General features: G+C 63.3%; 28 protein-coding genes. 12 read left to right on the forward strand and 16 right to left on the reverse strand.

The genetic code is table 11. From position 1 onward, the window contains the following. Positions 1-195 precede the first annotated feature (195 nt). From OCK01_RS16085 to OCK01_RS16100, 4 genes are all read right to left on the reverse strand, one after another. Positions 196-1212: an esterase-like activity of phytase family protein gene (locus OCK01_RS16085; RefSeq protein WP_263824796.1), complete on the reverse strand. Its 1017-nt coding sequence runs from the start codon at positions 1210-1212 to the stop codon at positions 196-198. A 36-nt stretch (positions 1213-1248) separates the two neighbouring features. Continuing rightward, positions 1249-3147 carry a cobaltochelatase subunit CobT gene (cobT, locus tag OCK01_RS16090; protein WP_263824797.1) on the reverse strand — a complete coding sequence of 633 codons (1899 nt, stop codon included), beginning with the start codon at positions 3145-3147 and terminating at the stop codon, positions 1249-1251. Between the two features lie 10 nt (positions 3148-3157). Next, positions 3158-4147: a cobaltochelatase subunit CobS gene (gene cobS / locus OCK01_RS16095; RefSeq protein WP_263824798.1), complete on the reverse strand. Its 990-nt coding sequence runs from the start codon at positions 4145-4147 to the stop codon at positions 3158-3160. Positions 4148-4291: 144 nt separating this feature from the next. Then, positions 4292-4906 carry a J domain-containing protein gene (locus tag OCK01_RS16100; RefSeq protein WP_263824799.1) on the reverse strand — a complete coding sequence of 205 codons (615 nt, stop codon included), beginning with the start codon at positions 4904-4906 and terminating at the stop codon, positions 4292-4294. A gap of 92 nt (positions 4907-4998) precedes the next feature. Between OCK01_RS16100 and OCK01_RS16105 the strand changes: the two genes are divergently transcribed. Both OCK01_RS16105 and OCK01_RS16110 read left to right on the forward strand, forming a co-directional pair. Continuing rightward, the gene (locus tag OCK01_RS16105; RefSeq protein ID WP_263824800.1) at positions 4999-5262 is read left to right on the forward strand and encodes a BolA family protein; all 264 of its coding nucleotides are present in this window, start codon (positions 4999-5001) and stop codon (positions 5260-5262) included. 62 nt (positions 5263-5324) lie between these two features. Then, positions 5325-5564 carry a type II toxin-antitoxin system VapB family antitoxin gene (locus OCK01_RS16110; protein WP_263824801.1) on the forward strand — a complete coding sequence of 80 codons (240 nt, stop codon included), beginning with the start codon at positions 5325-5327 and terminating at the stop codon, positions 5562-5564. Positions 5565-5767: 203 nt separating this feature from the next. Here the strand turns inward: OCK01_RS16110 and pyrC are convergent, their stop codons facing one another. From pyrC to OCK01_RS16130, 4 genes are all read right to left on the reverse strand, one after another. Next, on the reverse strand, positions 5768-6808 hold the full coding sequence (gene pyrC / locus OCK01_RS16115; RefSeq protein ID WP_263824802.1) for a dihydroorotase: 1041 nt from the start codon (positions 6806-6808) through the stop codon (positions 5768-5770). A gap of 146 nt (positions 6809-6954) precedes the next feature. Then, a complete protein-coding gene (locus tag OCK01_RS16120) occupies positions 6955-7737 on the reverse strand; it encodes an ATP-binding cassette domain-containing protein (RefSeq protein ID WP_263824803.1) in 783 nt (260 codons plus the stop codon). Beyond that, the gene (locus OCK01_RS16125) at positions 7737-8819 is read right to left on the reverse strand and encodes an ABC transporter permease (protein ID WP_182827651.1); all 1083 of its coding nucleotides are present in this window, start codon (positions 8817-8819) and stop codon (positions 7737-7739) included. The genes OCK01_RS16120 and OCK01_RS16125 overlap by 1 nt, the downstream gene beginning before the upstream one ends. A gap of 256 nt (positions 8820-9075) precedes the next feature. Further along, positions 9076-10101, reverse strand: a complete 1026-nt coding sequence (locus OCK01_RS16130; protein WP_263824804.1) for a sugar ABC transporter substrate-binding protein — start codon at positions 10099-10101, stop codon at positions 9076-9078. A gap of 226 nt (positions 10102-10327) precedes the next feature. On the opposite strand from OCK01_RS16130, the gene OCK01_RS16135 reads away from it, so the two are divergent. From OCK01_RS16135 to OCK01_RS16145, 3 genes are all read left to right on the forward strand, one after another. After that, positions 10328-11560 carry an ROK family transcriptional regulator gene (locus tag OCK01_RS16135; RefSeq protein WP_263824805.1) on the forward strand — a complete coding sequence of 411 codons (1233 nt, stop codon included), beginning with the start codon at positions 10328-10330 and terminating at the stop codon, positions 11558-11560. Then, positions 11560-11988 (forward strand): RbsD/FucU family protein, encoded by a 429-nt coding sequence (locus tag OCK01_RS16140; RefSeq protein ID WP_263824806.1) that lies wholly within the window; start codon positions 11560-11562, stop codon positions 11986-11988. The genes OCK01_RS16135 and OCK01_RS16140 overlap by 1 nt, the downstream gene beginning before the upstream one ends. Before the next feature lie 394 nt (positions 11989-12382). After that, positions 12383-12646, forward strand: coding sequence for a hypothetical protein (locus OCK01_RS16145; RefSeq protein ID WP_182827655.1), 264 nt, complete (start codon positions 12383-12385; stop codon positions 12644-12646). A gap of 117 nt (positions 12647-12763) precedes the next feature. Here the strand turns inward: OCK01_RS16145 and OCK01_RS16150 are convergent, their stop codons facing one another. The 3 genes from OCK01_RS16150 to OCK01_RS16160 form a co-directional block, all read right to left on the reverse strand. Continuing rightward, positions 12764-13090: a hypothetical protein gene (locus tag OCK01_RS16150; protein ID WP_263824807.1), complete on the reverse strand. Its 327-nt coding sequence runs from the start codon at positions 13088-13090 to the stop codon at positions 12764-12766. Further along, on the reverse strand, positions 13087-13359 hold the full coding sequence (locus tag OCK01_RS16155; protein WP_263824808.1) for a hypothetical protein: 273 nt from the start codon (positions 13357-13359) through the stop codon (positions 13087-13089). Before OCK01_RS16155 ends, OCK01_RS16150 begins: the two co-directional genes overlap by 4 nt. Positions 13360-13427: 68 nt before the next feature. Beyond that, positions 13428-13859, reverse strand: coding sequence for a MarR family winged helix-turn-helix transcriptional regulator (locus OCK01_RS16160; protein ID WP_182827658.1), 432 nt, complete (start codon positions 13857-13859; stop codon positions 13428-13430). A gap of 287 nt (positions 13860-14146) precedes the next feature. Here OCK01_RS16160 and OCK01_RS16165 point away from each other — a divergent pair, with 287 nt between their 5' ends. Further along, positions 14147-15334, forward strand: a complete 1188-nt coding sequence (locus OCK01_RS16165; RefSeq protein WP_263824809.1) for a polysaccharide biosynthesis/export family protein — start codon at positions 14147-14149, stop codon at positions 15332-15334. Positions 15335-15421: 87 nt separating this feature from the next. Further along, complete coding sequence (locus OCK01_RS16170; RefSeq protein WP_263824810.1) at positions 15422-16918, forward strand: MFS transporter; 1497 nt, start codon at positions 15422-15424, stop codon at positions 16916-16918. Positions 16919-16987: 69 nt separating this feature from the next. Here OCK01_RS16170 and betI read toward each other — a convergent pair whose 3' ends face one another. Further along, positions 16988-17575 carry a choline-responsive transcriptional repressor BetI gene (gene betI / locus OCK01_RS16175; protein ID WP_263824811.1) on the reverse strand — a complete coding sequence of 196 codons (588 nt, stop codon included), beginning with the start codon at positions 17573-17575 and terminating at the stop codon, positions 16988-16990. A 99-nt stretch (positions 17576-17674) separates the two neighbouring features. Between betI and choX the strand changes: the two genes are divergently transcribed. Further along, positions 17675-18613, forward strand: coding sequence for a choline ABC transporter substrate-binding protein (choX, locus tag OCK01_RS16180; RefSeq protein WP_263824812.1), 939 nt, complete (start codon positions 17675-17677; stop codon positions 18611-18613). Further along, positions 18610-19440, forward strand: a complete 831-nt coding sequence (locus tag OCK01_RS16185) for an alpha/beta fold hydrolase (protein ID WP_263824813.1) — start codon at positions 18610-18612, stop codon at positions 19438-19440. Before choX ends, OCK01_RS16185 begins: the two co-directional genes overlap by 4 nt. A gap of 27 nt (positions 19441-19467) precedes the next feature. On the opposite strand, the gene OCK01_RS16190 is transcribed toward OCK01_RS16185, so the two are convergent. Then, the gene (locus tag OCK01_RS16190; RefSeq protein WP_263824814.1) at positions 19468-20202 is read right to left on the reverse strand and encodes a glycoside hydrolase family 16 protein; all 735 of its coding nucleotides are present in this window, start codon (positions 20200-20202) and stop codon (positions 19468-19470) included. Positions 20203-20262: 60 nt separating this feature from the next. After that, positions 20263-21150, reverse strand: coding sequence for an acetylglutamate kinase (argB, locus tag OCK01_RS16195; RefSeq protein WP_182827664.1), 888 nt, complete (start codon positions 21148-21150; stop codon positions 20263-20265). Positions 21151-21294: 144 nt separating this feature from the next. On the opposite strand from argB, the gene OCK01_RS16200 reads away from it, so the two are divergent. After that, a complete protein-coding gene (locus tag OCK01_RS16200; RefSeq protein ID WP_246697355.1) occupies positions 21295-21828 on the forward strand; it encodes a sigma-70 family RNA polymerase sigma factor in 534 nt (177 codons plus the stop codon). Beyond that, positions 21825-22547, forward strand: coding sequence for an anti-sigma factor domain-containing protein (locus OCK01_RS16205; protein WP_263824815.1), 723 nt, complete (start codon positions 21825-21827; stop codon positions 22545-22547). The genes OCK01_RS16200 and OCK01_RS16205 overlap by 4 nt, the downstream gene beginning before the upstream one ends. Here OCK01_RS16205 and OCK01_RS16210 read toward each other — a convergent pair. Continuing rightward, positions 22537-23763 (reverse strand): EAL domain-containing protein, encoded by a 1227-nt coding sequence (locus tag OCK01_RS16210; RefSeq protein ID WP_263824816.1) that lies wholly within the window; start codon positions 23761-23763, stop codon positions 22537-22539. The two genes, OCK01_RS16205 and OCK01_RS16210, sit on opposite strands and share 11 nt — an antisense overlap. 395 nt (positions 23764-24158) lie before the next feature. Between OCK01_RS16210 and OCK01_RS16215 the strand changes: the two genes are divergently transcribed. Further along, on the forward strand, positions 24159-24719 hold the full coding sequence (locus tag OCK01_RS16215; protein WP_182827667.1) for a fasciclin domain-containing protein: 561 nt from the start codon (positions 24159-24161) through the stop codon (positions 24717-24719). 101 nt (positions 24720-24820) lie between these two features. Here the strand turns inward: OCK01_RS16215 and yihA are convergent, their stop codons facing one another. Beyond that, the gene (gene yihA, locus OCK01_RS16220; RefSeq protein ID WP_263824817.1) at positions 24821-25477 is read right to left on the reverse strand and encodes a ribosome biogenesis GTP-binding protein YihA/YsxC; all 657 of its coding nucleotides are present in this window, start codon (positions 25475-25477) and stop codon (positions 24821-24823) included. Positions 25478-25493: the final 16 nt, after the last annotated feature.

The raw sequence follows: 25493 nt of genomic DNA on the forward strand, positions 1-25493 counted from the left end.
ATTTTCGAATCTTGCTGCGCTGCGAGAGCGCAGGCCGTTGTGCAAGCTTAGCAACGCAATGTTACCGAATGATAGACGCGCGCCGAAGCGCGGGCCTTACGCTGCAGGCGAAGCGCCTGCGGAGGCCAGCATAGACCTTTTCCCGCAATGCGGCATCCAGAATTTCGCAAATGCAAAGAAACCGCTGGTCGCAGCTTATGGCATCAGCTTGAATTCCAGCATCAGATTGCGTTCGAGCAGGTTGTGATTGTCGTCGGAGACGACGATCAGCCGGGTCGAACCATCTTCGGCCTTATAGGCGTCGATGCCTTCCATATTGTCGATCTGGGCTGGAAAGACGCCCTCCATCACGACATCGCCTTTCACCAGCGCGCCGGGCTCGACGTCATCCAGCATGAAGCGCCGGATACGCATGCCGATGCCTGCCTGGAGCCCAAACTTTCGCTCGAGAAGCACGAAGCTGCCGTCGTCCAGCGCCACGCCGTCGGTCACATCATAAGGCGCGGCGCGTTCGACCGTAAAGTTTCCCTTACGCGGTCCGGATTGCACGCCGGCGATGAAATTGCCGGCAGTGTCGTAGCTGCGCTCCGCCACATAGAACAGCGCGCCGCCGAGGGCGCTGTCGTCGGGAGCCTTCAGCAAGGCCTCCATGCCGCCATTGTTCTTGAGCCGCTCTGCGGCGAGCACGGGACGTTCGGTCGAAACCGGCGTGGATGTTTCGAAACCGGGACGCGGATAGGCGTCGATCCGGTGATCGCCTTCATAGCTGACATAGACATGGCCCTCATCGAGCGCTATGCCTTCCGCATCCATATGGCGCTTGTCGCCGGGGCGGCCGTCGCGGCCGAGCATGTCGTAGATGCGGTAGTCGGAAATCCCCGAAAGAGCGCCCTCGGCGTCGCGCTCGATCGCGCCGGTCGCCCAGTGGCCGGTGTCCATCACCGAGATGAAACGTTTTCCGCCGTCGGTCAGGCGGATGGAGGAGACGGCGCCCATTTCGCCCTTGGGGGTCGCGAGCGACAATCCGCCCATGAATTCCAATCGACCGAACAGCCTGCCTGCGCCCGGGCGAAATTCCGAGATCGCCATGGCCTTGACCGGCAATTCGGCGCCGGCGTCGGCCAGGCGTCCGCCGAAGGCCATGGGAAAGCCCAGCCCGGCGACGACGAAGGGAAGATAAGCCACGAGCGAGAGCAGTTTTTTCGACGCCAAGGCGGCTTCCTATCCGTAAGGGTTCAGGGCCGGCTGTTACCGGCCCTTACGCTTTGCGCCGCGCGCCTGTTCCGCCTCGTCGGCGAACAGCGCCGCCAATTGCTCGGTCATCGCGCCGGCCAGTTCATCCGCATCGATGATGGTGACCGCCTTACGATAATAGCGGGTGACGTCGTGGCCGATGCCGATGGCCAGAAGCTCGACCGGCGACTTGGTCTCGATCTCCTCGATCACCGCGCGCAGGTGCCGCTCCAGATAGTTGCCGGGATTGACCGACAGGGTGGAATCGTCGACCGGGGCGCCATCGGAGATCATCATCATGATCTTGCGCTGTTCGGGCCGGCCGAGCAGCCGGTTATGCGCCCAGATCAGCGCCTCGCCGTCGATGTTTTCCTTCAGCAGGCCTTCGCGCATCATCAGGCCGAGATTGCGCTTGGCGCGGCGCCAGGGAGCGTCCGCCGATTTATAGACGATGTGACGGAGGTCGTTGAGGCGGCCGGGCTGCGGCGGCTTGCCGCTCGCCAGCCACTTCTCGCGGCTCTGGCCGCCCTTCCAGGCCTTGGTGGTGAAGCCGAGGATCTCGACCTTCACGCCGCAGCGCTCCAGCGTGCGGGCGAGAATATCGGCGCAGGTGGCGGCGACCGTGATCGGGCGGCCGCGCATCGAGCCGGAATTGTCGATGACCAGGCTGACCACGGTGTCACGGAACTTGGTGTCGCGCTCCATCTTGAACGACAGCGGCTGCATCGGATCGATGACCATGCGCACCAGGCGGGCGCTGTCGAGATAGCCTTCTTCGAGATCGAAATCCCAGGAACGGTTCTGCTGCGCCATCAGCCGGCGCTGCAGCTTGTTGGCCAGACGGCCGACCGCGCCCTGGAGATGGGCGAGCTGCTTGTCGAGAAACGCCCGGAGACGATCGAGCTCGGCTTCGTCGCAGAGTTCGTCGGCGGAGATTTCCTCGTCGAATTCCTGGGTGAAAACGGTATAGTCGACCTTCTCGTTGAGATCGGAGAGCGGATTGTTGGGCCGCTTGACCTCGCCGGGCGTCTCGGAATCCTCATCGGACTCCTCCATCAGGTCGTCTTCGGAAATCTCGGCGCCGTCGGTCTCGCCCTGTTCGAGCTGTTCGTCGGCGGCTTCGTTCTCCTCGGCGGGAGCCTCTTCGGTTCCGGCTTCTTCCTCGTTTTCTTCCTCGTTCTGCTCCTGGCTGCGCGGCTGTTCTTCCTCGGAGGTCGACTCATCCTCGTCGGGCTCGGCGGTCTCGTTGGAGATGTCTTCGGCGAGCTGCATCGAGGCCAGCATCGACCTGATGACGCGGGCGAAGCCTTCCTGGTCGTCGATGACGGTCTTCAGCGAGCCGACTTCGCGCTCGGCCGTCTCGTGGAAGAAGTCGCGCCAGAGATCGAGAACGGGGCCTGCGCTTTCCGGCGGCCTTTCGCCGGTCAGGGCCTCGCGGACATAGAGCGACATCGCCTCTTCGATCGGGGCGTCCTGGCGCTGGGAGACGCCGCGGAAATTGGCGCGGGCGTATTTGTCCGTCAGCATGGAGGAGAGATTGGCGGCCATGCCGGCCATGCGGCTCGCGCCGAGCGCTTCGACGCGCGCCTGCTCGACTGCGTCGTAGATGGCGCGGGCGTCCTGCCCCTGCGGGGCGAACTGCGTGTGCAGCCGCTCGTCATGGCAGGCCTTGCGCAGCGCCATGGAATCGCCGAGGCCGCGCACGATTGCGAGTTCCTGCGCGGTCGGACGCTTGGAAAGCTCCGGCAGCCGCATGCGATCGCCGGCAAATCCCGGGCGGTCATTGGCGAAGGCCACCTCGACCTCGGCCGATTCCGCCACCGAGCGGATGCAGCCCGTCAGCGCCCGGCGGAAGGGTTCGAGATCGACGGCCGCGCCCGGCCTCGCCTTGGAATTGTCGCCCGGTCCAGCCATCGGATCGACCTCAGGCGCTCAGGACCAGATTGGCCGCGCTTTCCTTGAGCTCGACGCCGAAGACGCGCTGATACTGTTCAGCCACCAGCGCGCGCTCGAGATCGTCGCATTTGTTGAGGAAGGTCACGCGGAAGGCGAAGGCGACGTCGCCGAAGATCGCGGCGTTCTCGGCCCAGCTGATCACGGTGCGCGGGCTCATGACGGTCGAGAGATCGCCATTGATGAAAGCGGCGCGGGTGAGTTCGGCCACACGCACCATCTTGGCGATCGTGTCGCGGCCCTTGCCGGCTTCCAGCTGCTTCACCTTGGCGGTGACGATGTTCACTTCATGCTCGAAGGGCAGATAATTGAGCGTGGTGACGATCGACCAGCGGTCCATCTGCGCCTGGTTGATCTGCTGCGTGCCGTGATAGAGGCCGGTCGTGTCGCCGAGGCCGACGGTGTTGGCGGTGGCGAACAGGCGGAAGGCCGGGTGAGGACGGATGACGCGGCTCTGGTCGAGCAGCGTCAGGCGGCCCGAGGATTCCAGCACGCGCTGGATGACGAACATCACGTCAGGGCGGCCGGCGTCGTATTCGTCGAAGACGAGCGCGACATTGTGCTGATAGGCCCAGGGCAGGATGCCGTCCTTGAATTCGGTGATCTGCTTGCCGTCCTTCAGCACGATCGCATCCTTGCCGACCAGATCGATGCGGCTGACGTGACTGTCGAGGTTGATGCGGATGCAGGGCCAGTTGAGGCGGGCGGCGACCTGTTCGATATGGGTCGACTTGCCGGTGCCGTGATAGCCCGAGACCATCACGCGGCGGTTATGGGCGAAGCCGGCCAGGATCGCCAGCGTCGTGTCGCGGTCGAACAGGTAATCCGGATCGAGATCCGGCACATGGGCGTCGGTTTCGCTATAGGCCGGCACGCGAATATCGGAATCGATGCCGAAAACGTCCCGCACGGAAACGGTGGTGTCGGGAAGCTTCACAATATCTACGTCAATCTTGCTCATCATCTCTCCAGCGCGGCCGTCGGGGAGTTCGGCCTGCAAAATTCCTCGGGCATTGTCCTAGGCCGAGGCGACGAATTAATCAATGCTCGCGGACGCCTGAAAAAGCGTCGCGAAGCCGCGCCTTATACGCGCCCGTCACCGAGGTCAGGAGCAGAAACCTGCCTGTTTGAGCAATTGATAGGCCTGAACGACCGACCGAAAGCGCTCTTCCGAGCCGCGATCGCCTCCATTTGCGTCAGGATGGTGTTTCTTCACCAGTTCCTTATAGCGCGACTTGATGTCGCTCGACGTGGCGTTGCTGGCGAGCCCCAGCGTTTCGAACGCCTTGCCTTCGAGCGGCTTCAGCTTGCGCTCGCGCGGCTCGGGCTTGCTCTGGCGCCAGGCGGAAAAGCCGAAGGGATCGCGCATCCGGGCGGCGCTGGCGCGCGCCTCGTTCATGGTCGGAGACCATTTGGCGTTCTTGTTGACGCCGATGGTCCAGGTCGGGCGGTTTCCGGTCACCGCCTCCTTCTGATAGCGGGCGACCTCGCTGTCGGAGAGGCCCGAGAAGTAATTATAGCCCTTGTTGTATTCCTTGACGTGCTCGAAGCAGAACATGAAATACTTGCCCTCTGCGTTCCTGCCCACGGGGGCGCGATGCACGCCGGGCGCCTCGCAACCATCCCACTGACAGGTCGGCTTGTCGGGTTTTTCCTCGACCCGCGCACCCTTTGAGCGCTTGGACCGGATCGAGTCGAAGTATTTTGAGTCGAGTTTCATCCGCTCATTATGGGTCTTCGACCCATCCGCTTTCAAGAATTGACAAATCGGAAAGTTCTTGGCTTTGTGGGACTATTTTTCGCGAGTTCGCCATGACCCTCCAGGACAAGATCGAAGCGGCGCTGCAGGCCGAGTTTTCTCCCTCACAGTTGGAGGTCGTCAACGAGAGCCGCATGCATGCCGGCCACAACCCGGAAGCCGCCGCCACCGGCCAGACCCATTTCCGCATCCGCATCACCGCCGAGACGCTTACCGGCATGAGCCGCGTCAACCAGCACCGCGCCATCAACGCCGCCCTCGCCTTCGGATTCGACGAGGGACTGCATGCGCTGGCGATCGAGGTCGGCAAGGGTTAGTCGAGACGATTGGATCAAGTCCATCGCCTGGGTTATTCTCAGGCCTGAACCGGAGACTGAACATGGCGCTCGTGCTCGAAGATGAGGTTGTCGTTCAACTCGCCACCCGCTTGGCCGAGCGCCGAAATGTCACCCCAACGCAAGTGCTTCGCGACGCGCTGACGCGCGAATGGAGCCAGGAGGTCGGCGACACGACCGTGATCGACGCGGTGAAGAAGATCCAGGCCAAGGTCCGCGCGCTGTCCGATCCCGAAAGGGCTCAGCCTATCGACAAGGATTTCATCGACAACCTCTACGAGTAGGTCATGTTTCTCGAAGCCTCCGCCATCTGCGCTATTTTGCTCAAGGAGGATGGCTCCGAGGGCTTGATGGACCGGATTTTGGCAGCCGATGCCAAAATCACCTCTCCAATGGCGGTTTGGGAGACAGCGCTGGCCGTCACTATCGGCTGCCGCTCATGTTCAAGGGCGAGGATTTCAGCAAGACCGATATCGAGCGCGCCTGATCACGGGGTGACTTCCCAATAGATGTCGAACATCGGATCGAACACCGTCACCGGCCCAGCGCCCGTTTCGATCCTGGTGGGAAACTCCACCTTCTCGGCGCGCTTGACCATCGTGATGCGCTCCTCGTTGGGCGCCAGCCCGTACCAGGCCGGACCGTTGAGCGAGGCGAAGGCTTCGAGCCTGTCGAGCGCATTTTCCTGTTCGAAGACATGGGCGAGGCAACTCATCGTGTTGATCGATGTGAAGCAGCCGGCGCAGCCGCAGGCGCATTCCTTGAGCGGATCGACATGCGGGGCGGAATCGGTGCCCAGGAAGAACCTGGCGTCGCCGGAGGTCGCCGCCTTGCGCAGCGCCTGGCGATGGCTTTCGCGCTTGGCGACCGGCAGGCAATAATAGTGCGGCCGGATGCCGCCGGCGAGGATGGCGTTGCGGTTGATGATCAGGTGATGGGTGGTGATAGAGCCCGCAAGATTGGCCTTGGAGGCGGCGATATAGTCGACGCCGTCCTTGGTGGTCACATGCTCCATCGTCACTTTCAGCTCCGGCAGGCGCGCGCGTAGGGGATCGAGCACCGTTTCGATGAACACGGCTTCGCGGTCGAAGATGTCGACATCCGAGGAGGTCACCTCGCCATGCACGCAGAGCGGCAGGCCGATCTTGGCCATGCGCTCGAACACCGGCATGGCCTTGTCCATGTCCCGCACGCCGGAATGGGAATTGGTGGTGGCGCCCGCCGGATAGAGCTTGGCGGCCGTCACAAGGCCGGTGCGATGCGCTTCCTCGAGATCGTTGGGATCGGTCCCTTCGGTCAAGTAAAGCGTCATCAGCGGCTCGAAATGGTGATGTTCGGGCTTGGCGGCCATGATCCGGTCGCGATAGGCGCGGGCGTCGGCCGTCTTCACCACGGGCGGAACCAGATTGGGCATGATGATGGCGCGGGCGAAATGCCTGGACGTGTAAGGCAGCACGGCCTTCAGCATCTCGCCGTCGCGCAGGTGCAGATGCCAGTCGTCGGGGCGGCGCAGGGTGATTTCGGTCATCGATAGAGGTTCCGAACAAGAGAAGGGATGGACACGGCCATAACGCGACGTCGTAGAGCGCGCAACGCCTGAGACGACGAGAAGTTCGGCCCACAAAAAGAAACGCCCGCTGTGGAGGCGGGCGTTCGAAACTCCTTGGAAGGAAATCAGGCGGCCATCGCGGCTTCCGGCGGCGCTTTCGCGCCGGTCATGAAAGCCACGGCGTCCGACATGGTGTAGTCTTTTGGGTTGATCACGCAGAGGCGCCTGCCGAGCCGATGAATATGGATACGGTCCGCCACTTCGAAGACATGCGGCATGTTGTGCGAGATCAGCACTATCGGCAGGCCCCGCGCCTTCACATCCTGGATCAGTTCCAGCACGCGACGCGATTCCTTGACGCCGAGCGCGGCCGTCGGCTCGTCGAGAATGATCACCTTGGAGCCGAAGGCTGCGGCGCGCGCCACCGCCACGCCCTGGCGCTGGCCGCCAGAGAGCGTTTCCACCGCCTGGTTGATGTTCTGGATGGTCAGCAGGCCGAGTTCGGAGAGCTTGTCCCGCGCCACCTTTTCCATCGCCTTGCGGTCGAGCATGCGGAAGATCGAGCCCAACGGACCGGGTTTGCGGATCTCGCGTCCGAGAAACATGTTGTCGGCGATCGACAGCGCTGGCGACAGCGCGAGGTTCTGATAGACGGTTTCGATGCCGGATTTGCGCGCCTCGATCGGCGAACGGAAACGGACAGGCTGGCCGTCCAAGCGGATCTCGCCGTCGTCGGGGGTCACGGCGCCCGAAAGCGCCTTGATCAACGAAGACTTGCCGGCGCCGTTGTCGCCGATCACGGCGAGGATTTCGCCCGGATAAAGGTCGAAATCGGCATTGTCGAGAGCGGTCACCTTGCCATAGCGCTTGACGAGGCCGCGTGCGGTGAGAATGGGTTCGCGAGACATCAGCCAGCCACCTTTCTGATCCACTGGTCGATCGCAACGGCGGTGATGATCAACACGCCGATGAGGAGATAGGTCCATTGCGGGTCGGTGCCGATCAGGCGCAGGCCCAGCGAGAAGACGCCGACGATCAGGCCGCCGAACAGCATGCCCATGATCGAACCGCGTCCGCCGAACAGCGAGATGCCGCCGATCACCACCGCGGTGATGGATTCGATATTGGCGAACTGACCCGCGGTCGGCGACACCGAGCCGATGCGGCCGATCAGCGCCCAGCCGGCGAAGGCGCAAATCAGGCCCGACAGCGTGTAGACCGTAGTCAGCATGCGCTTGACGTTGACGCCGGCGAGTTCGGCCGCATCGGGGTCGTCGCCCACCGCATAGAGATGGCGGCCCCAGGCGGTGCGGTTGAGCACATACCAGAGCAGCGCCGTCAGCAGCACCATGGCGATGACGCCATAGGTGAAAACCGCGCCGCCGAAGCGAATGTTCTCGCCGAAGAACTGCAGGATCGGCGCATTCTGCTCGATGTCCTGGCCGCGGATCGTCTCGTTGGCCGAATAGAGGAAGTTGGAGGCGAGCACGATCTGCCACATGCCGAGCGTGACGATGAAGGGCGGCAGCTTCATGCGCGAGACCAGCAGGCCGTTGATGAAGCCGCAGGCCGCGCCGACGGCGAGGCCGCAGATCACGGCGAATGTCGGCGGCAGGCCGTAGCGGAAGGTGAACTGGCCCATAACCACCGAGGACAGGACCATGATCGCCCCGACCGACAGGTCGATGCCGGCGGTGAGGATGACCAGCGTCTGGGCCGCGCCGACGATGCCGACGATGGCCACCTGCTGGAGAATGAGGGTGAGCGAGAAGGCCGAGAAGAACTTGCCGCCGAGAATCGCTCCGAAAATGGCCAGCGACAGAACCAGCACGATCAGCGGCACGGCCGCCGGGCTCGAATGCAGGTAGTGCTGCAGCCTCTGCAGCGGCGTCTTGTCATGCGTGTCGAAACTCGCAAGCTGCGTGGAGCTTTGCGACAGGACTTTCTCGAATTCCTGAGACGGCTGTGAGGCAGCGCGCGGCTCACTCATCTTCCTTCCTCCCGTTGTTCTGGTTGCGCAACCTTTCCGACAGCGGCCGGACTTCGTTGCGATTCACATGCGCCCTGAAGGCTTCCCACCGGCGCCCCTCGCGTCCGGTCGGAGAGAGCGGCGCCGACGGGCGCTGCTCGGATCATGTTTCGCCTCGCTTGCGGGCGTCGATGTCCGCGAAATCGATCGGATCGATCGGGAAACAGATCTTTTCAGAGGCGGTCCGGGCGCGAAGCCCGGACCGCCGGATGTCACATCAGCCCCAGCACTTGTCCATGCCGGTCTTGACGTCGATCGATTCCACGCCTGCAGCGGGCTTGTCCGTCACCAGCGCCACGCCGGTGTCGAAGAAGGTCTTGCCTTCGGTCGGCTTCGGCTTTTCGCCGGTGTCGGCGAACTTCTTGATCGCTTCGACGCCGAGAGCGGCCATCATGAGCGGATACTGCTGCGAGGTCGCGCCGATGATGCCGTCCTGAACGTTCTTCACGCCCGGGCAACCGCCGTCGACGGAAACGATCAGCACGTCCTTCTCGCGGCCGACGGCCTTCAGCGCTTCATAGGCGCCGGCGGCGGCCGGTTCGTTGATGGTGTGGACGACGTTGATTTCCGGGTCCTTCTGGAGAAGGTTTTCCATGGCGGTGCGGCCGCCTTCTTCGTTGCCGTTGGTCACGTCATGGCCGACGATGCGGGCGTCGTCCTCGTCGCCGATCTTGTTGGGATCCTTCGGGTCGATGCCGAAGCCCATCATGAATCCCTGGTCGCGCATCACGTCGACGGAGGGTTGCGACGGGGTCAGGTCGAGGAAGGCGACCTTGGCGTCCTTGGCGGCGTCGCCGAGGGTGGCGGCGGCCCACTGGCCGATCAGCTTGCCGGCGAGCAGGTTGTCGGTTGCGAAGGTGGAGTCGGCGGCGTCGATCGGCTCGAGCGGCGTGTCGAGCGCGATGACCAGAAGGCCGGCGTCGCGGGCTTTCTTGACGGCCGGGACGATGCCCTTGGTGTCGGATGCGGCGATCAGGATGCCCTTGGCGCCGTCGGCGATGCAGGTTTCGATGGCGGCGACCTGGCTTTCGGAATCACCATCGACCTTGCCGGCATAGGCCTTCAGCGTCACGCCGATTTCCTTGGCCTTGGCTTCGGCGCCTTCCTTCATCTTGACGAAGAAGGGATTTGTGTCAGTCTTGGTGATGAGGCACGCAGACACGTCGGCAGCCTGCGCCGAGCCCGAAAAGGCGACGCCCAGCGCAAGCGCGCCGAAAGCTGCAGCAAGAATGGATGACTTCATGATTTCCTCCCACGGAAATTGACCTCCGGCGCCGGACTATCCGACGCCCTGTTCGAGCGCCGCACTATCGGGTACGACCCAAAGCTCCTCCCGCTTCGTGCGACCGCCGAGCATCAGATAAACACCAAACAAAACATGTGTCAATTAATAAATCGAGTTGATTTATTAATTAGATGTGGCATGGTCCGGGTCACTTGCTATAGTCACGCCCGGGAGGAGAATGGGCATGGCGGACATATATCCGACAGAAATCAGGACGGTCGAAAACACCGTCGTCGACCCCATGGGCGGGGCCAACCAGACACGCGTGCGCGCTTATAACGAACGCCTCGTGCTGTCGCTGGTGCGCCGTCATGGCAGCCTGTCCAAAGCGGAAATCGCCCGTCGCACCGGCCTGTCGGCGCAGACGGTGTCGGTGATCATGCGCGCGCTCGAAAAGGACGGCTTGCTGAGCCGCGGCCTGCCGCAACGCGGCCGCGTCGGCCAGCCGTCGATACCGATGAGCCTGAACGCCGACGGAGTGTTCTCCCTCGGCCTCAAGGTCGGTCGCCGCAGTTGCGAGCTCATCCTGATGGATTTCATCGGCGCGGTCCGCATGCGCCGCAGCGAGGCTTACCGCTATCCCACGCCGGCGCTGATCGTCGATTTCGTCACCCGATCCGTCGCCAGCATGCGCCGCGACCTCTCGGACAGCCTCTGGCGCAAGGTCTCGGGCCTCGGCGTCGCTCTGCCCTTCGAATTGTGGAACTGGGTGGAGGCGCTGGGGGCGCCCAAGGCGGATATGGACGCCTGGCGCAACACGGACGTCGCCGCTCTGTTGGCCGACGCCATGGAGTTGCCGGTCGTGGTGCAGAACGACGCCACCGCCGCTTGCGCCGCCGAGCTGGCCTTCGGCCACGGGCCTCGCTACGCCGATTTCGCCTATTTCTTCATCGGCACCTTCATCGGCGGCGGCGTGGCGATCAATCACGCCCTCTATCCGGGACGCACGGGCAATGCCGGCGCCTTCGGCTCCATGCCGTTCCGGGCGGGGAGCGCCGAGCAGGACCAACTGATCGATCACGCCTCGATCATCCAGCTCGAGCGGAAGCTCGAAAAAGCCGGCCGCGACCCCTCCTCCATCTGGCTCGAACCGGATCGCTGGGAGGATTTCGGCGCGATCGAAACCGAATGGATCGAGGAAACGGCCGACGCGCTGGCGTTCGCCACGGCGTCGGTCTGTTCGGTCATCGATTTCGAGGCCGTCATCATCGACGGAGGCTTCAGCCCGTCGGTCAAAGGAAGGATCGTCGAGGCGACCCGCCAGGCGATGGGCCGCGTCAATCTGCAGGGCGTCTCAGCCCCCGTGATCGAAGCCGGATTGGTCGGAGCGTCCGCCCGCGCCATCGGCGCCGCCAGCCTGCCGCTGTTTTCCCGTTACCACATCGATCAAAGCGTGTTGTTCAAGGAGCTGGCCTGATGCTGAAAGGGGTCGATCCCGTATTGAGTCCTGATCTGCTTTCGACGTTGCGCGCCATGGGACATGGCGACGAAATCGCTTTGGTGGATGGCAATTATCCCGGACTCGAACATGCGCGTCGGCTTGTCCGGGCCGATGGCCACGGCGTCATCCGCATTCTGGACGCCATTCTTTCGCTGATGCCGGTCGATGATTTCGTCGATTGCGGCCTGTTCCGCGCCACCGTTCGCGGCGATCTCGAAGCGGTCGACCCCGTTCACGCCGAGATGATCGCGGTCTGCGCCCGATGGGAGCCGGAGAGGGTCGTGCTGCCGCTCGCTCCGCAGGACTTCTACGAACGGGTGCGGCGCGCCCATACGATCGTGCAGACATCCGAGCCGAGGCTCTACGGCAACATCATCCTGCGTAAGGGCGTAATCTACCCCTGATCGCGGAGGGGCGGTCACGCCGACCTCACGGCAAGGTTACCGATTTGTAATCGGAGCCTTCCTTGAAAAGCCGCATTTCGAGACACAAATCAGTGGCGCGGCGCTCATGATGAACGCCCGACAACCTGGTTGATTGGCTCGTCCCCCGCCTTGCCAGGTTCGACGGACAAAGGCTCCTTCCCCCTCTCCGAGCCTTTGTCCGCCCCCCTTTCTTCGAACATGCAAATTCCCTTTCGCCGCTCGCAGGCGAAAATCGGCCGGCCCCCGGCTTGCCGCGATTGAGAAGCCGCCTCCTGGAGCGACGCCCGAGCGCAACACCCTCAATCGTCGGCCGCAAGCTCCGGGCAAGCCTCGAAAGTTAACGTCGGTTAACGATTGATGGTGGGTCCGGACGATGGAAATCAACACGAATGTCGGCGGCTATGGTCGAACGCCGCGCGCTTACGAACTGCCCACGAAGCAGGAAAGTTCGGCGGAGACTCTCGCCGGGAGGATCGACCGTCGCGACAACGCCCTCACCGGCAGCAACGCCGTGCTGAGCGCCAATCTGGCCAACGCCCTGTGGGCGGCGCAGGAAAACCGCCAGTCCGACGACGCTTCGCTCGCGTCCGCTTCCCGCAACGCCATCGAAAGCAGCTATTTCGAGTTCATGAACTGATGAGACTGGGTCTCCGGACATCGGTCTGACGACGTGACGACTGATCCCGACAGTTGCGGCTCTTCAGCCGCACGTCCGTCTGCGGAAAAAACGAAGATGCGGATCTGACGAACCGCGCTATGTTTTATTCCCGGCGTCCTGATCCCTCACCTTCTCTTCGCCTTCGACCCTGACCTCACCGTCTGACCGCAATATGGGCTGGTCGCCGCCGCGAAGATCCGGCGCCGAGCGATGCCATGCTTTATCCCGGCCCGCCTGGAAATTGACTCGCGCCAGTTCGTCGAGCCGTTCGGGATCCGAGCCGGATGCGACCGACGACGTCTCCTGCTCATAGCCGCCATGCGGATCGTTCGCGCTGCCTCCGCTGCGCCGCTGATGGGCGTCCCGATCGGACGCCCCGTTGACGATCGGCTCGGCTGAATGTTTGTCGTGATCACCGGTCATGTCCGCTCTCCCTGGCCGAGTCGATTTTTCAGATCTGGCTCGCTGGCCGCTGGCTCGGGCGCGGGACCGAGGCGCGGCGGGCGGGTGGCTGCCTCATCGGCGGGCGCATCGTCGAGACCCTGGGGTGGAACGCCGTTCGGCGCGTCGCCGATGGGCAATTGCGCGGCGTCGGGGTCCAGCGGAGCGCCGAGGCCGGGATCGCGTTCGGTCTGCGCGCCGCCGCTGACGGGCGTGGCGGCGTCTTTGATGAGAGATTTGGGATCGGCCATGGTTATCTCCTTTGCTTCGAGGAGAAACGCGCCGCATCCCCGGCTGTTCCGGCATCGATGCGGATCCGTCAGGCCTTGTCGGAATTGGCGAGCGCCCAACGCATATATTCGAGCAGCAACTCCTTTTCGAAACGCCTGAACCCTTTGAAGAGCTCGGCGTCGGCCGCCAGCGCGGCGGCAACCGCCTCGCCTTGGATCTCACGGCCGCGCTCGGTGAGGAAATTCTGCGTGGCGCGCCGGTCGCTCGGGTGAACCTGCCGGCGGATCAATCCGTCGCGCTCCATGCGCTGCAACGTGTTGGCGAGCGTCGCCTGCTCGATCGTCAGTCGGTCGAGGATCTGCCTCTGGGTCAGGCCGTCCTCATCCCAGAGCGCGCAAAGTACCGGAAACTGTCCGGGCGAGAAGCCCAATACGGCCGCCCTCTCCTGCAACGAACGCGAAAACGCCCGCGCCAGAAGGCTGGTCAGATAGGTTGCCGAATCCGTCAGCTTGTAGTCCATGACCGTCGCCGTGAGAGAGTGCCGCCCTCTTCTAGATGTTTGCGGCTGCGCGAGGCTTTCGCGCTGGCATATCGCATGCATATTGATCCGGGACAGCGAGCGCCGATCGCGGGCGCGCATCGTCGTTGAAAATATATCTTGAAATTGCAGCGCAATTCTCTACACTTATTCCGTGAGCGTGATGTCGGCGCTTGGTCGGGCAGCGCGCTTCGACGCGCATCCATGCCGCATTACTTTCATGATCTTCTAGCAGTTCTTTCAGTCAACTCGGTATTTGGAGCGCGGCCATGTGGCTCTGCGTGCGTTTTCCGTCTGCGCTTTTTCTGCTTTTGATCCCTCTGTTCGTTGCGAGTTGCGGCAAGTTGCCCGGTTCGGGGCCTTCCTACCGGCAAATCGACGCCCAGGCTTCCAACCCTGTGCATGCGGCCGTTCAGACGCCTTACGTGCTGACGAACCTGTCGCTGGACCTCGCGGACCGCCTCAACCACGCGCCTCTGACCGCTTCCCATGACGCGCCCCCAAGTCCCACAGCCCCGCAACAAACGCTCGGCGTCGGCGACCTCGTCGATGTGACGATCTTCGAATCGCAATCGGGCGGCTTGTTCATTCCGGACGACGCCGGGAGCCGTCCCGGCAATTACATCACCCTCCCCCGACAGGCGGTCGATGGGCGCGGCTTGATCGTCGTGCCCTATGCAGGCGCGATCGTCGCCTCCGGGCGAACCGTTTCCGCCATCCAGCAGGATATCGAGACGAAGCTGTCGAACCGCGCCATCGAGCCGCAAGCCGTCGTCAGTCTCGTGGAAAGCCGCTCGAAACGGGTGTCCGTGCTCGGCGACGTCAGGCAGCCCGGCCGGCTCGATCTCAATCCCGCCGGCGAACGGGTTCTGGATCTGATCGCCCGCGCCGGCGGAGTAGATGGGCCGCAGCAGGAAGCCTGGGTCCGTATCGAGGGACATCGTCGTCATGCCGCGATGCGACTCACAGAGTTGATCGACGAGCCGAACCGCAATGTCTTCGTCCGGCCCGGCGACGTCGTATCGGTCAGTCGCGACCGACGCAGCTATATCGTGCTCGGCGCGTCCTCGCAGCAGGGCCGGTTCGATTTCGCCGAGGACGCCCCGAGCCTGGGCGAAGCCATCGCCAGCGCGGGCGGCTTGCGCGACGACCGCGCCAATGCGGCCCGGATCTTTCTCTATCGCGACATGACGAAGGACGAACTCGCGTCGGCCGGTCTCCCGACCGCATCGACCGGCGAGCGGACCGCAGCCATACTGCGCGTCGATCTCTCCGATCCCGCCATGCTGTTCGCCGCCCAACGGCTCGCCCTGCGCGACAAGGATGTCGTCTATATCGCCAATGCCGACGCCGTAGAACTGCAGAAATTCCTGGCCATGGTCACGGGCTCGACCGCCACAGGATCCTCGGCGCTGTCCGACGCCGCGAGCATCGACCGCTCGCTGCGACGGCTTTGACGTCGAAGTCGCTCAGACCCCCTTGCGAGCCTTGACCTCCCTGGCATTCCCCTGTCTTCTTGCGACTGAGAAGAGAGGATTCCCGCCATGAACGAAGCGATACGACCCGGCTCCGCCGGGACTGCGGAAGGCCGCGCCCACGAACGCCGCTGGATGGCGATGGCGGTGCTGCTGCTGGCCAGCTTCATGAATATGATCGACGTCACCATCGTCAATGTCGCGCTGCCCAGCATGCGCGCCGATCTCGGCGCGACCGAGAGCGGCATCGAATGGGTGGTGGCCGGCTATATCCTGTCCTTCGCGCTCGGCCTTCTGCCCTTCGGACGCTACGGCGACATCATCGGCAAGAAGCGGATGTTCATGCTGGGCGTCGGCGGCTTCACGCTCGCCTCGGCGGTCTGCGGCATGGCCGCCAATATCGAAATGCTGATTGCGGCCCGCATCATCCAGGGCGTCGGCGGCGCGGTGATGACGCCGCAGGTGCTGTCGATCGCCCAGGTGATGTTCCCGCCCAAGGAGCGGGCGATGGCCTTTTCGCTGTTCGGCCTCACCGCCGGCCTCGCCTCGGTGGCCGGGCCCGTCGCCGGCGGCTCGCTCATTCATGCCGATCTGTTCGATCTCGGCTGGCGGCCGATCTTCCTCATCAATCTGCCGATCGGGGCGTTCGCGCTCTGGGCGGGGGCGAGGATCATTCCGGACATTCCCGGCAATCCCGGCCTGCGCAACGACTGGGGCGGCATCGCGCTGGCGGGCGCGGCCATGCTCTGCCTGATCTTCCCGCTCATCGAGGGCCGTGGCTTCGGCTGGCCGTCCTGGATCTTCGTCGTGATGGCGCTCGCGCTTCCGCTCGCCGCCGCTTTCGTCTGGTGGGAAAAACGACAGAATGCGACCGGCGCGGCCGAACTCGTGCCGCTCGGCCTGATGGCCAATCGCAATTTCGTCACGGCGTCGGTGGGCGCCATGGTGTTCTTCTCCGCGCTGCCCGGCTTCTTCTTCGTCCTGGCCGTCTTCCTGCAGAGCGGCTACGGGCTCGATCCCCTCTCCTCCGGCGTCACCACCATTCCCTTCCCCGTCGGCGTCTTGATCGCGTCGCTGATCTCGGGGCGATCGGGCGGAAAATTCGCGCGCAGCCGCATCGTCCTCGGCGCCGCCTCGCTGATCGGGTCGATGACGCTTCTTCGAAGCGCGGTGGGAACGCTGGGCGACACGCTGGATCAGGCCAGTCTCATCCTGCCGCTGGCGCTGGGCGGACTGGGCACCGGCCTGGCCATTTCGCCCTTGTTCCAGACGGCGCTGGCAGGCGTGCCGCCGAAGGATGCGGGCTCCGGTTCCGGCGCGCTGCAATCGATCCAGCAGATCGGCGGCGCCTTCGGCGTGGCGATCATCTCGCAGATATTCTTCGCAGTGCTGGGCGGAAGCCTGGCGAGCGGCGCAGACCAACACGCCGCCTACCGCGCCGCGCTTTCCACCGCCGTTCTCTACAACATCGCCTGTTATGGCGTCGTTTCTCTGCTCGCGCTGTTTCTCGAGGCTCCCCCGCAAGGGCGCAAGGAGCCGGGCGGGCCGGCAGAACGACATGCGTGACCCCGGCCCGGAGGTCGAGAGTTTCGACGGGATGCGAGCCGGCCGATCCAGAGCATGGGACGCCTCGCGTCAACGGTATGTCTGCGGCAGTCTGTGCGAGAGATAGTCTCGCATCTGACGCAGCGCATCGTCCCGGTTCAAGCCATTCGATTGCAGTCCCAGCCGCAGCCAGAGGCCATCGATCAATGCGGTGATGGCCAGCGCGACCTCCTCGCATTCGTCCCTCGGAAGGATGTCGGTCAGCGCCGACATCAGGTTCGAACGCATCCTGCCGTGGATGACTCGCTGAATGCGGGCCAGCTGCGGCTCTCTCGGCACTTCCGCGCAGAGCGAAAGCCAGGCGTGACAGATGGATGGCTGGAAAAAGCGCTCTTCGAAGTTTCCCTCGATGATGGCGTCGAGGCGCTGTCTCGGTGAGCGCGCCGCCGCCAGGCGCGCCGCCACCGCGTCCCTGAGTTCCGCATTGGCTTCACGCATGGCGTGCTCGAAAAGCTCCTGCTTGTTCGAGAAATAGTGCAGCACGATACCCTTGGAGGCCCCCGCCTGAGCGGCGACCTTTTCGAGCGTCGCGCCGGCCATGCCTTCGCGCTTCAGAACCTCGAAGGCCGCGCGCCGCAGTTCTTTTTTTCGAATTTCGCTGATTTTGGCAAGGCGCATCACAGAATCCCTTTTGCGGCGACATTGACAATTTTCCCGGAAAGATCAATTGTTGACCATTGGGTCAATTTTCATTCCATACGGTCAAGGGGATTTTGCATGCACCGGACGTTGAAGGCAGCATTGGGCGCGGCGGCGCTCGTCATGGTCGCAGAAACCGCTCTCTGCGCCGATCAGGAAAGTTGCAAGACGGTCCGGATGGGCGAGCCCGGCTGGAATGATCTCGCTTTCACGACCGGCGTCGGCGCCACGCTCTTGAAAGCGCTCGGCTATGAAGCCAACAGCAAGCTTCTCGGCATCGACGTGATCTATACGAGCCTGAAGGCGAAGGATCTCGATGTCTTCCTCGGCTATTGGGATCCGGCGATGATTTCCTATTTCAAGCCCTATGGCGAAGACGGATCGGTTGAAACGGTGAGGACCAATCTCGAAGGCGCGAAATACACGTTCGCAGTTCCCGACTATGTCTGGGAGGCCGGCGTGAAGGATTTCTCGGATCTTCACAAATTCGCCGACAAGTTCGACCGCAAACTCTACGGAATCGAACCCGGATCGAACCAACTGATGCTGGACGCCGTCAACGACCAATCGCTCCAGATCAGTGATTGGCAGGTGGTTGAATCCAGTGAACAGGGCATGCTTTCGGAAGTCGCCCGGAAGACGAGCGATCACTCGTTCATCGTCTTTCAGGCCTGGGCTCCGCATCCGATGAATACGACGTTCGCCATCAAATATCTGACGGGCGGCGACAAGTTCTATGGTCCGAATTTCGGAGCGGCCACCGTCTCCACTCAGGTGCGCAAGGGTTACCTGCAGGAGTGCCCGAACGTTGCGCGGCTTCTGAAAAATCTCGCTTTCGACATCGACTTCGAAAACAAGGGAATGTCATTGCTCATGAACGACGGTTTGTCTCCGGAAGAAGCCGCGCTCAAGGCGATCAAGCAGGAGCCGCAAAGGCTGAAAGTCTGGCTCGAGGGCGTAACCACGTTCGACGGCCAGCCGGGTCTTGCGGCCGTAGAGGCGTCGTTGGGATTGTGACGCCCTCGCATGCCGACGCCTGGAACGCGCGCAAGCGGATGATCGACCTTCCGGCTGTCGGTCGCATGGCGTTCATCGACACCGGAGGAGCCGGTCCCACGCTTCTGCTTTTGCACGGCTTCTCCGACACCAGCCGGAGCTTTGCATATCTCGAGCCGCTCCTTCGCGGGTATCGCCTGATCATGCCGGATATGCCGGGCCATGGAGGCTCGGCGCCCATGAACGAGATGCATGTCGCAAACTTCGCCACATCCATCGTTTCTCTCATGCATGGCATGGGGGTCACGCCCGCGGCGATCATCGGCCATTCGATGGGAGCCATGACGACCCTCGAAATCGCCGGCCGCAGCTTCGACGGTCCGATCGTGTTGTTGTCGGCGAGCCTGAATCCCGGCTTCGGCGACGACAACGACGTCGCTCTCGCCATCCGGTCTCTACGCGATCCGATCGATCCGGCCAGTGCGTTCTTGAGAGAATGGTATGCGTGTGCGTCACAGGTGAATGCGGACTTCCTCGACACGATGCGGCGGGAAGCCGCCGTTATGCCGGCGAAGCTGTGGCGGGCGATCGCCGATGGATTTGAACAGACCGACCTGACCTCGACAGCCGCCAGGATTTCCAATCCGGCGCTCTCCATCAGCGGCCTGTGCGACCCGTTGTTCGGTCGCTCTCACCGCCAAGACCTTTGCGAAACGCTGCGCTTGGCGGAATTCGTGGCGCTGGCGGAGGTCGGGCATAATCCGCATTGGGAAGCCCCGGATGTTGTCGCCGGGCGCATTCTTTCTTTCTTGCGCGAGCATGGCGTGGCGAACACGATCGACGCATGATGCGGCGCCGGCCACAGCGCGTCGCCGTCACTTTGCGGGGGTGAACTTGAACTTCGTGACGATCGCCTCGACCGGCTTGCCGTCGCTGGGTGGCTTGCCCCGGAAGCCCCAGAGATTGAAGAAGATCGACATGGGTTTGGAGCCGATGCGGTCTTGATGATCGGTCGGCGCATAGCGCCAGCTTACCGTCTTCAGCGCGTCGCCGTCGCTATCGAGCAGCACGGAGGTGTAGTCCACCGACTTGCGGCTCCAGACGAAGACGTGACGACTGCGGGAAACGCCGCGCGGCCAGGAAAAACTCTTGCCGGTCTGCTTGAGATCGTCCTTGGCGGGCCAGACCGTGAAGTTGAGCGGCTTGTTGGCGCGGTCGCCCCAGCGGGCGAATTCGACGTCGATTTCGTTGGTGGTGTCCGGTCCGACATCGGCGGAAGGGTAATTGAAGAAGCCGAACACGACATTCTTGTCCTGGCCGCCGATATCGCCCTCCCACTCCATTTCATAGGTTCCATAGCCGAAGCGGCTGACGCTCTGGATTTCGCCAGATATCCAGCGTCCTTCGTCATCCCTGGAAAATCGCAGATGCAGACGGCCCTGGCCGTCGACCCTGGCCTGGCTCGCCGCCCAGCGGTTGGGACCGGGGCCGAGGCCCGCGCCGATCTTGACGGTGAAATCATAGCCCGAAAAGCGGATGCGCTTGGCGGCTTCCACGGGCGTCGCCGCCAAAGCGGCAACAAGGCAGGCGGCGAGAACGAGGCGCTTCATGACGTAACTCCAGCGGCGGAACCCGCCGCTGGATAGCGCAGCTCGCTGAAGCGAGGCTGATCAGGGCACCAGCAGCGTGCCGGCGCCGGTCTCGGTGAACAGTTCGAGCAGCACCGAATGCGCCGTCTTGCCGTTGAGGATGACCACGCCCTGCACGCCGGCCTGGATGGCTTCGATGCAGGTTTCGACCTTGGGGATCATGCCGCCGGAGATCGTGCCGTCCTCGATCAGCGCATGCGCCTCGGCGACCGACAATTCCTTGATCAGGTTGCCGTTCTTGTCGAGCACGCCCGGAACGTCGGTGAGGAACAGCAGGCGCGAGGCGTTGAGCGCGCCGGCGATCGCGCCGGCGAATGTGTCGGCGTTGATATTGTAGGTCGCGCCGTCGCGGCCCGGTGCGACGGGGGCGATGACCGGGATCATTTCCGAGCGTGCGAGAAGGTCGAGCAGCGTGCGGTCGACTTCGACCACTTCGCCGACGAAGCCGAGATCGAGGATGCGTTCGATATTGCTGTCCGGGTCCTTGACCTTCTTCTGCGCCTTTTCGGCGAAGACCATGTTGCCGTCCTTGCCGCAAAGGCCGATCGCCCATTCGCCGGTCTGGTTGATCAGCGCGACGATCTCCTTGTTGATGGAGCCGGCCAGCACCATTTCGACGATCTCGACCGTCTTCTGGTCGGTCACGCGCAGACCGTTCTCGAAGCGGGATTCGATGCCCATCTTGGCGAGCATCGCGCCGATCTGCGGGCCGCCGCCATGCACGACGATCGGATTGACGCCGGACTGCTTCAAAAGCGCGATATCGGCCGCGAAAGCCTTGCCCAGTTCCGGATTGCCCATGGCGTGGCCGCCATATTTCACCACGATGGTCTTGTTCTCGTAGCGCTGCATGAAGGGCAGCGCCTGGACCAGGAGCCGCGCCTGGATCTCGCTTTCGGTGTGGGACATGAAAGGCCTCGCATGGACTGAAATCGAGCCTATTTAGCCCAACTTCGTGACAGATGGAATGATCCGTCTCCGGCATGAAGGCGTAATTTCGTCAGGCGTCGCGCGGGGGAGGCGCATCCTGCTCACCATCGAATGGACGAGACGATGCATGATCTGAACGGATTGCTCGGCCGGGTCGCCCTCGGCGACCGCAAGGCCTTTTCCGCGCTTTATGACCAAAGCGGCCCGAAACTTTTCGGGATCCTCCTCCGTATCCTCAAAAACAGGCAGGAGGCCGAGGATGCATTGCAGGATGTCTTCGTCAAGGTCTGGCGGCGCGCCGATCGGTTCAATCATGAGGCCGGCTCGGCCGAGGTCTGGCTCGCCGCTGTGGCGCGCAATCACGCGATCGACGCGCTCAGGGCGCGGCGTCCCGAAGCGAGTTCGATCGACGAAGCCTATGATCTGGCAGGGTCCGATCCAGATCCGGAAAAACTTGCCATGTTGAGAAGCGAAGGGATGAGAATTCACAGATGCATGCAGACCCTCGAATCGGATAGGAGAGACGCCGTCCGGAAAGCCTATGTCGAAGGTCGGAGTTATCAGGAATTGGCGGATCTCTACCAGGTGCCGCTGAACACGATGCGAACCTGGCTGCGCCGCAGCCTGCTGAAATTGAGAGAGTGCCTCGGGCAATGAGCGAGAAGCCGCAGGATTGGGATCGTAGCCGGGATGAGATCATCTCGGGCGAATACGTGCTGGGCGTCCTGTCAGACGCCGATCGCCGGCGCGTCGAAGCCCGCATGGCCATCGATCCCAAATTCGCCATGCAGGTGCGCCGCTGGCAGACCAATCTCGCCGAATTCAACGACGACTATCAGGCGGAAGCTCCGCCGTCGCATGTTTTCCGCCGTATCGAAGCGCAGCTGTTCCAGCCCGAAGAAGCCAGGGACGGAGGCGGCCTGTCGCGTTTGTGGAACTCGCTGACGCTGTGGCGCGGCCTGGCGGTGGCCGGGGCTGTCGCCGCCGCCTGGTTCGGCGTCGCTCACCGCCTTCCGCCGCTCGGGGTCGGACAGCCCGCCCGCCCCCTGGTGGCCGAACTGACCGGCGAAAAGAACGGCTTCAATCTCGTCGCAACCTACGACTTCGGCACTGGCCGTCTCAGCGTCATCCCCGCGGCGCTTCGCCAGGACGGGCCGAAATCGCTGGAAGTGTGGGTGATCGAAGACGGCAAGCCGCCGCTATCGGTCGGCGTGCTGCCCGATACGGGCCGCGGCGACATCGTCATCCCCACCTCGCTGCGCGCTTCGTTCACGGCCGGCCGCACCATCGCGATTACGGTCGAACCGCTCGGCGGCTCCCCCAACGGCAAGCCGACGGGGCCGGTGATCGCCGCAGGGCGCGCGGTTACGTTGTGAGACCCGAGACAGCCGCTATATCGGACACCGGCGAAGGGCGGCCATAGAAATAGCCCTGGGCCTTGTCGACGCGGAGTTCGCGCAGGACCTTTTCTTCTTCCGGTGTTTCGACGCCCTCGGCGACGACAGTGGTCCCGGTTCGCCTGCTGTACTCCACCAGGGCTCCGACCATGGCGATCCGATTGGGATCGGTGTCTATCCCGCGCGTCAGGCTGATGTCGAACTTGATGATGTCGGGTTGCAGCCTGAGAACATGGAGAAGGCTCGAATAGCCGGCTCCGGCGTCGTCGATTGCGATACGCGCCCCCGCCCCACGAACCGCCCTCAACGCCGTCTCGACGCGTCCGTAATCCTCGATCGGAGCATGCTCGGTGATCTCGATCACCAGCCTTTCGGGGTCGATCAACGAGAGCAACGGCTCGAGGTCGCTGGTCACAATGGTCGCCGGCGACAGATTGATGTTGACCGTGAGCTCTGCGGGCAGCCGCCTGCTCTCGACGATCGCCTTTTGCGCGGCGATCAGTTCGACGCGCTTGCCGACGCCCGCGTCGGCGGCGTCCGCAAACCATTTGTCCGGGCTTCGAGCAGGCTCGGCGGCGAAGCGGGACAATGCTTCATAGCCGGTGACGGCTCGCGATGCGAGGTCGACGATCGGCTGAAAGACGATGCGCGGATCGCCCGCGGAGAGAGCCGCATCGATCATCTTGCGCAACCGCCTGCGACGCTGATGCGCGGTGACATCGGCGGCCAGCATATTGGCCGTCAGGCCCGCCAGCTGGTGCAGCAGGTCGAGATCGCTCTGGCCGAGCGTCGGTCGCGGCAGATAGCTGAAACAGCAGAGCGTTCCGTAGACCCGGCCGTCGCCGAACCGCACCGGCACGCTCAGATGGGCTCCGATCGGGATCGAAGCGGTTTCGGGAATCATGGCGGCGACGGGAAAATCGGCCGTGTCCGGGATCAATTCCGGCAGGATGCAGTCGACGATCTTCCGGCAATAGCCTGCGCCGATCGGGTGAACGTCGCCCGCCCGGATCGGCGGATTGTCGCGCCGCGCCGACACGCCCCGGAAAACGCGCGCCGCTTCGGAAAACTCGGCGAGGAAAGCCACATCCATGCGTAGATGGGTACGGATCATCTCGAGCACGATGTCGATATTCGCCGCCACCGTCGGAGACAGCGGCGTCGGCGAGACGGCGGACTCGTGGATGCTGTTCAAGAACTCCCCCACCCCTCGGCGTTTAAACAATGCGGCATCGCACCGACTGCAATTCTTACGTTTTCGCTTTTCGTCGGGCTTGGGGCGCTGGCGCGCGAACACGACGATCTTAAAAGGCGACGCAGCGTAAGTTTACAATCTCTCATATACTTATTCAATGCTGATTTGGGCGGCTTTCCGCCGATGTCCGACGCTGGCGCGGCGGCCCCGGCAGCCGCTCGAATCAGGGGTCGCGTATTCGAGCGAGAACAGACTGGGGGCCTGCGGCATTTTCTTGAGAAAATTATCACCCGTGCTGAAACTCTTTTTTCGCCCTTCCGTAGATCGCTCCGTCCCCCAACGAGGACCATGCCGGCGGAACGCCCGGCGTGATGTTCAACAGGAAGGAAAGATCCATGCTCAAGACCACGCTTCGCACTGCAGCCCTCATCTCCGCCGTGATCGGGGTGGGCGCCGTGGCCTATGCCTCTTCCAACCCGGAAGTCGGCGGCGCGCCGATGTATGACAACAAGACGATTGTCGAAAACGCCGTCAACTCCAAGGATCACACCACGCTGGTCGCCGCCGTCAAGGCCGCCGGCCTGGTCGACACGCTGAACGGCGCAGGCCCCTTCACCGTCTTCGCCCCCACCAACGAAGCCTTCGCCGCACTGCCGGCCGGCACGGTCGACACGCTGCTGAAGCCCGAGAACAAGGATCAGCTGACCAAGGTGCTGACCTGCCATGTGGTGGCGGCCGACGCCATGTCCGCCGCGATCGACAAGATGATCAAGGACGACGGCGGTTCGCACGACGTCAAGACCGTGGGCGGCTGCACGCTGAAGGCCACGGAAATGGGCGGCAAGATCATGCTCACCGACGAAATGGGCAATATGGCCACCGTGACCATCGCCGACGTCAAGCAGAAGAACGGCGTCATCCACGTGATCGACAAGGTGCTGCTGCCGAAGGGCTGAAGCCCGAGCAGTCGCGCGCGGGTCCTCCCATCGGGGCTGCCGCCCCCGGACCCGCCTTTCTTGCCGCCCGAACCTCCCGGGCGGCTTTTTTCATGGAAATGTCAGCCGAGCGACAGAAGATGCAGGATCGCCGCCCGCATCTCGTCGACGCCGACGCCTTTTTCCGAGGAGGTGGCGAGGATTTCCGGATAGGAGGCCGGATGCTTGGCGAGCTTGGCGAGCGTCTCGACCTTGAGCGTCTCGAGTTCGGCCGCCTTGATCTTGTCTGTCTTGGTCAGCACGACCTGGTAGGACACCGCCGCGAGGTCGAGCAGCTTCAGCACCTCTTCGTCGTTCTTCTTGATGCCGTGGCGGCTGTCGATCAGCACATAGACGCGCCTGAGCGTCGTGCGGCCGCGAAGGTAATCGAAGACCAGCTTGGTCCAGGCGTCCACCTGCGCCTTCGGCGCCTGCGCATAGCCATAGCCCGGCATGTCGACCAGCGCGCAGGGCGGCAGGTCGCCCGCCTCGCCCGTATAGCCGTCCGGCACGAAATAATTGAGCTCCTGGGTGCGGCCCGGCGTGTTGGAGGTGCGGGCGAGCCCGCTCTGGCCGACCAGCGCATTGATCAGCGAGGATTTGCCGACATTGGATCGGCCGGCGAAGGCGATTTCGGCCGGGCCTTCCGGGGGCAGAAACTTCATCGCCGGCACGCCGCGGATAAACACCCAGGGCCGCGTGAAGATGCGGCTGAGTTTGTCGGCTTGCGTGTCGGCCATGGGTCTATCCTGTCTT

The sequence above is a fragment of the Rhizobium sp. TRM95796 genome, from assembly GCF_025779995.1.
Lineage (GTDB): Bacteria > Pseudomonadota > Alphaproteobacteria > Rhizobiales > Rhizobiaceae > Rhizobium_E.

Excerpts from the sequence above, each read along its gene's own strand:
- cobT (WP_263824797.1), bottom strand. The coding sequence starts at position 3,147 with ATGGCTGGACCGGGCGACAATTCCAAGGCGAGGCCGGGCGCGGCCGTC.
- cobS (WP_263824798.1), bottom strand. The coding sequence starts at position 4,147 with ATGAGCAAGATTGACGTAGATATTGTGAAGCTTCCCGACACCACCGTT.
- OCK01_RS16100 (WP_263824799.1), bottom strand. The coding sequence starts at position 4,906 with ATGAAACTCGACTCAAAATACTTCGACTCGATCCGGTCCAAGCGCTCA.
- OCK01_RS16105 (WP_263824800.1), top strand. The coding sequence starts at position 4,999 with ATGACCCTCCAGGACAAGATCGAAGCGGCGCTGCAGGCCGAGTTTTCT.
- OCK01_RS16110 (WP_263824801.1), top strand. The coding sequence starts at position 5,325 with ATGGCGCTCGTGCTCGAAGATGAGGTTGTCGTTCAACTCGCCACCCGC.
- pyrC (WP_263824802.1), bottom strand. The coding sequence starts at position 6,808 with ATGACCGAAATCACCCTGCGCCGCCCCGACGACTGGCATCTGCACCTG.
- OCK01_RS16120 (WP_263824803.1), bottom strand. The coding sequence starts at position 7,737 with ATGTCTCGCGAACCCATTCTCACCGCACGCGGCCTCGTCAAGCGCTAT.
- OCK01_RS16125 (WP_182827651.1), bottom strand. The coding sequence starts at position 8,819 with ATGAGTGAGCCGCGCGCTGCCTCACAGCCGTCTCAGGAATTCGAGAAA.
- OCK01_RS16130 (WP_263824804.1), bottom strand. The coding sequence starts at position 10,101 with ATGAAGTCATCCATTCTTGCTGCAGCTTTCGGCGCGCTTGCGCTGGGC.
- OCK01_RS16135 (WP_263824805.1), top strand. The coding sequence starts at position 10,328 with ATGGCGGACATATATCCGACAGAAATCAGGACGGTCGAAAACACCGTC.
- OCK01_RS16140 (WP_263824806.1), top strand. The coding sequence starts at position 11,560 with ATGCTGAAAGGGGTCGATCCCGTATTGAGTCCTGATCTGCTTTCGACG.
- OCK01_RS16145 (WP_182827655.1), top strand. The coding sequence starts at position 12,383 with ATGGAAATCAACACGAATGTCGGCGGCTATGGTCGAACGCCGCGCGCT.
- OCK01_RS16150 (WP_263824807.1), bottom strand. The coding sequence starts at position 13,090 with ATGACCGGTGATCACGACAAACATTCAGCCGAGCCGATCGTCAACGGG.
- OCK01_RS16155 (WP_263824808.1), bottom strand. The coding sequence starts at position 13,359 with ATGGCCGATCCCAAATCTCTCATCAAAGACGCCGCCACGCCCGTCAGC.
- OCK01_RS16160 (WP_182827658.1), bottom strand. The coding sequence starts at position 13,859 with ATGGACTACAAGCTGACGGATTCGGCAACCTATCTGACCAGCCTTCTG.
- OCK01_RS16165 (WP_263824809.1), top strand. The coding sequence starts at position 14,147 with ATGTGGCTCTGCGTGCGTTTTCCGTCTGCGCTTTTTCTGCTTTTGATC.
- OCK01_RS16170 (WP_263824810.1), top strand. The coding sequence starts at position 15,422 with ATGAACGAAGCGATACGACCCGGCTCCGCCGGGACTGCGGAAGGCCGC.
- betI (WP_263824811.1), bottom strand. The coding sequence starts at position 17,575 with ATGCGCCTTGCCAAAATCAGCGAAATTCGAAAAAAAGAACTGCGGCGC.
- choX (WP_263824812.1), top strand. The coding sequence starts at position 17,675 with ATGCACCGGACGTTGAAGGCAGCATTGGGCGCGGCGGCGCTCGTCATG.
- OCK01_RS16190 (WP_263824814.1), bottom strand. The coding sequence starts at position 20,202 with ATGAAGCGCCTCGTTCTCGCCGCCTGCCTTGTTGCCGCTTTGGCGGCG.
- argB (WP_182827664.1), bottom strand. The coding sequence starts at position 21,150 with ATGTCCCACACCGAAAGCGAGATCCAGGCGCGGCTCCTGGTCCAGGCG.
- OCK01_RS16200 (WP_246697355.1), top strand. The coding sequence starts at position 21,295 with ATGCATGATCTGAACGGATTGCTCGGCCGGGTCGCCCTCGGCGACCGC.
- OCK01_RS16205 (WP_263824815.1), top strand. The coding sequence starts at position 21,825 with ATGAGCGAGAAGCCGCAGGATTGGGATCGTAGCCGGGATGAGATCATC.
- OCK01_RS16215 (WP_182827667.1), top strand. The coding sequence starts at position 24,159 with ATGCTCAAGACCACGCTTCGCACTGCAGCCCTCATCTCCGCCGTGATC.
- yihA (WP_263824817.1), bottom strand. The coding sequence starts at position 25,477 with ATGGCCGACACGCAAGCCGACAAACTCAGCCGCATCTTCACGCGGCCC.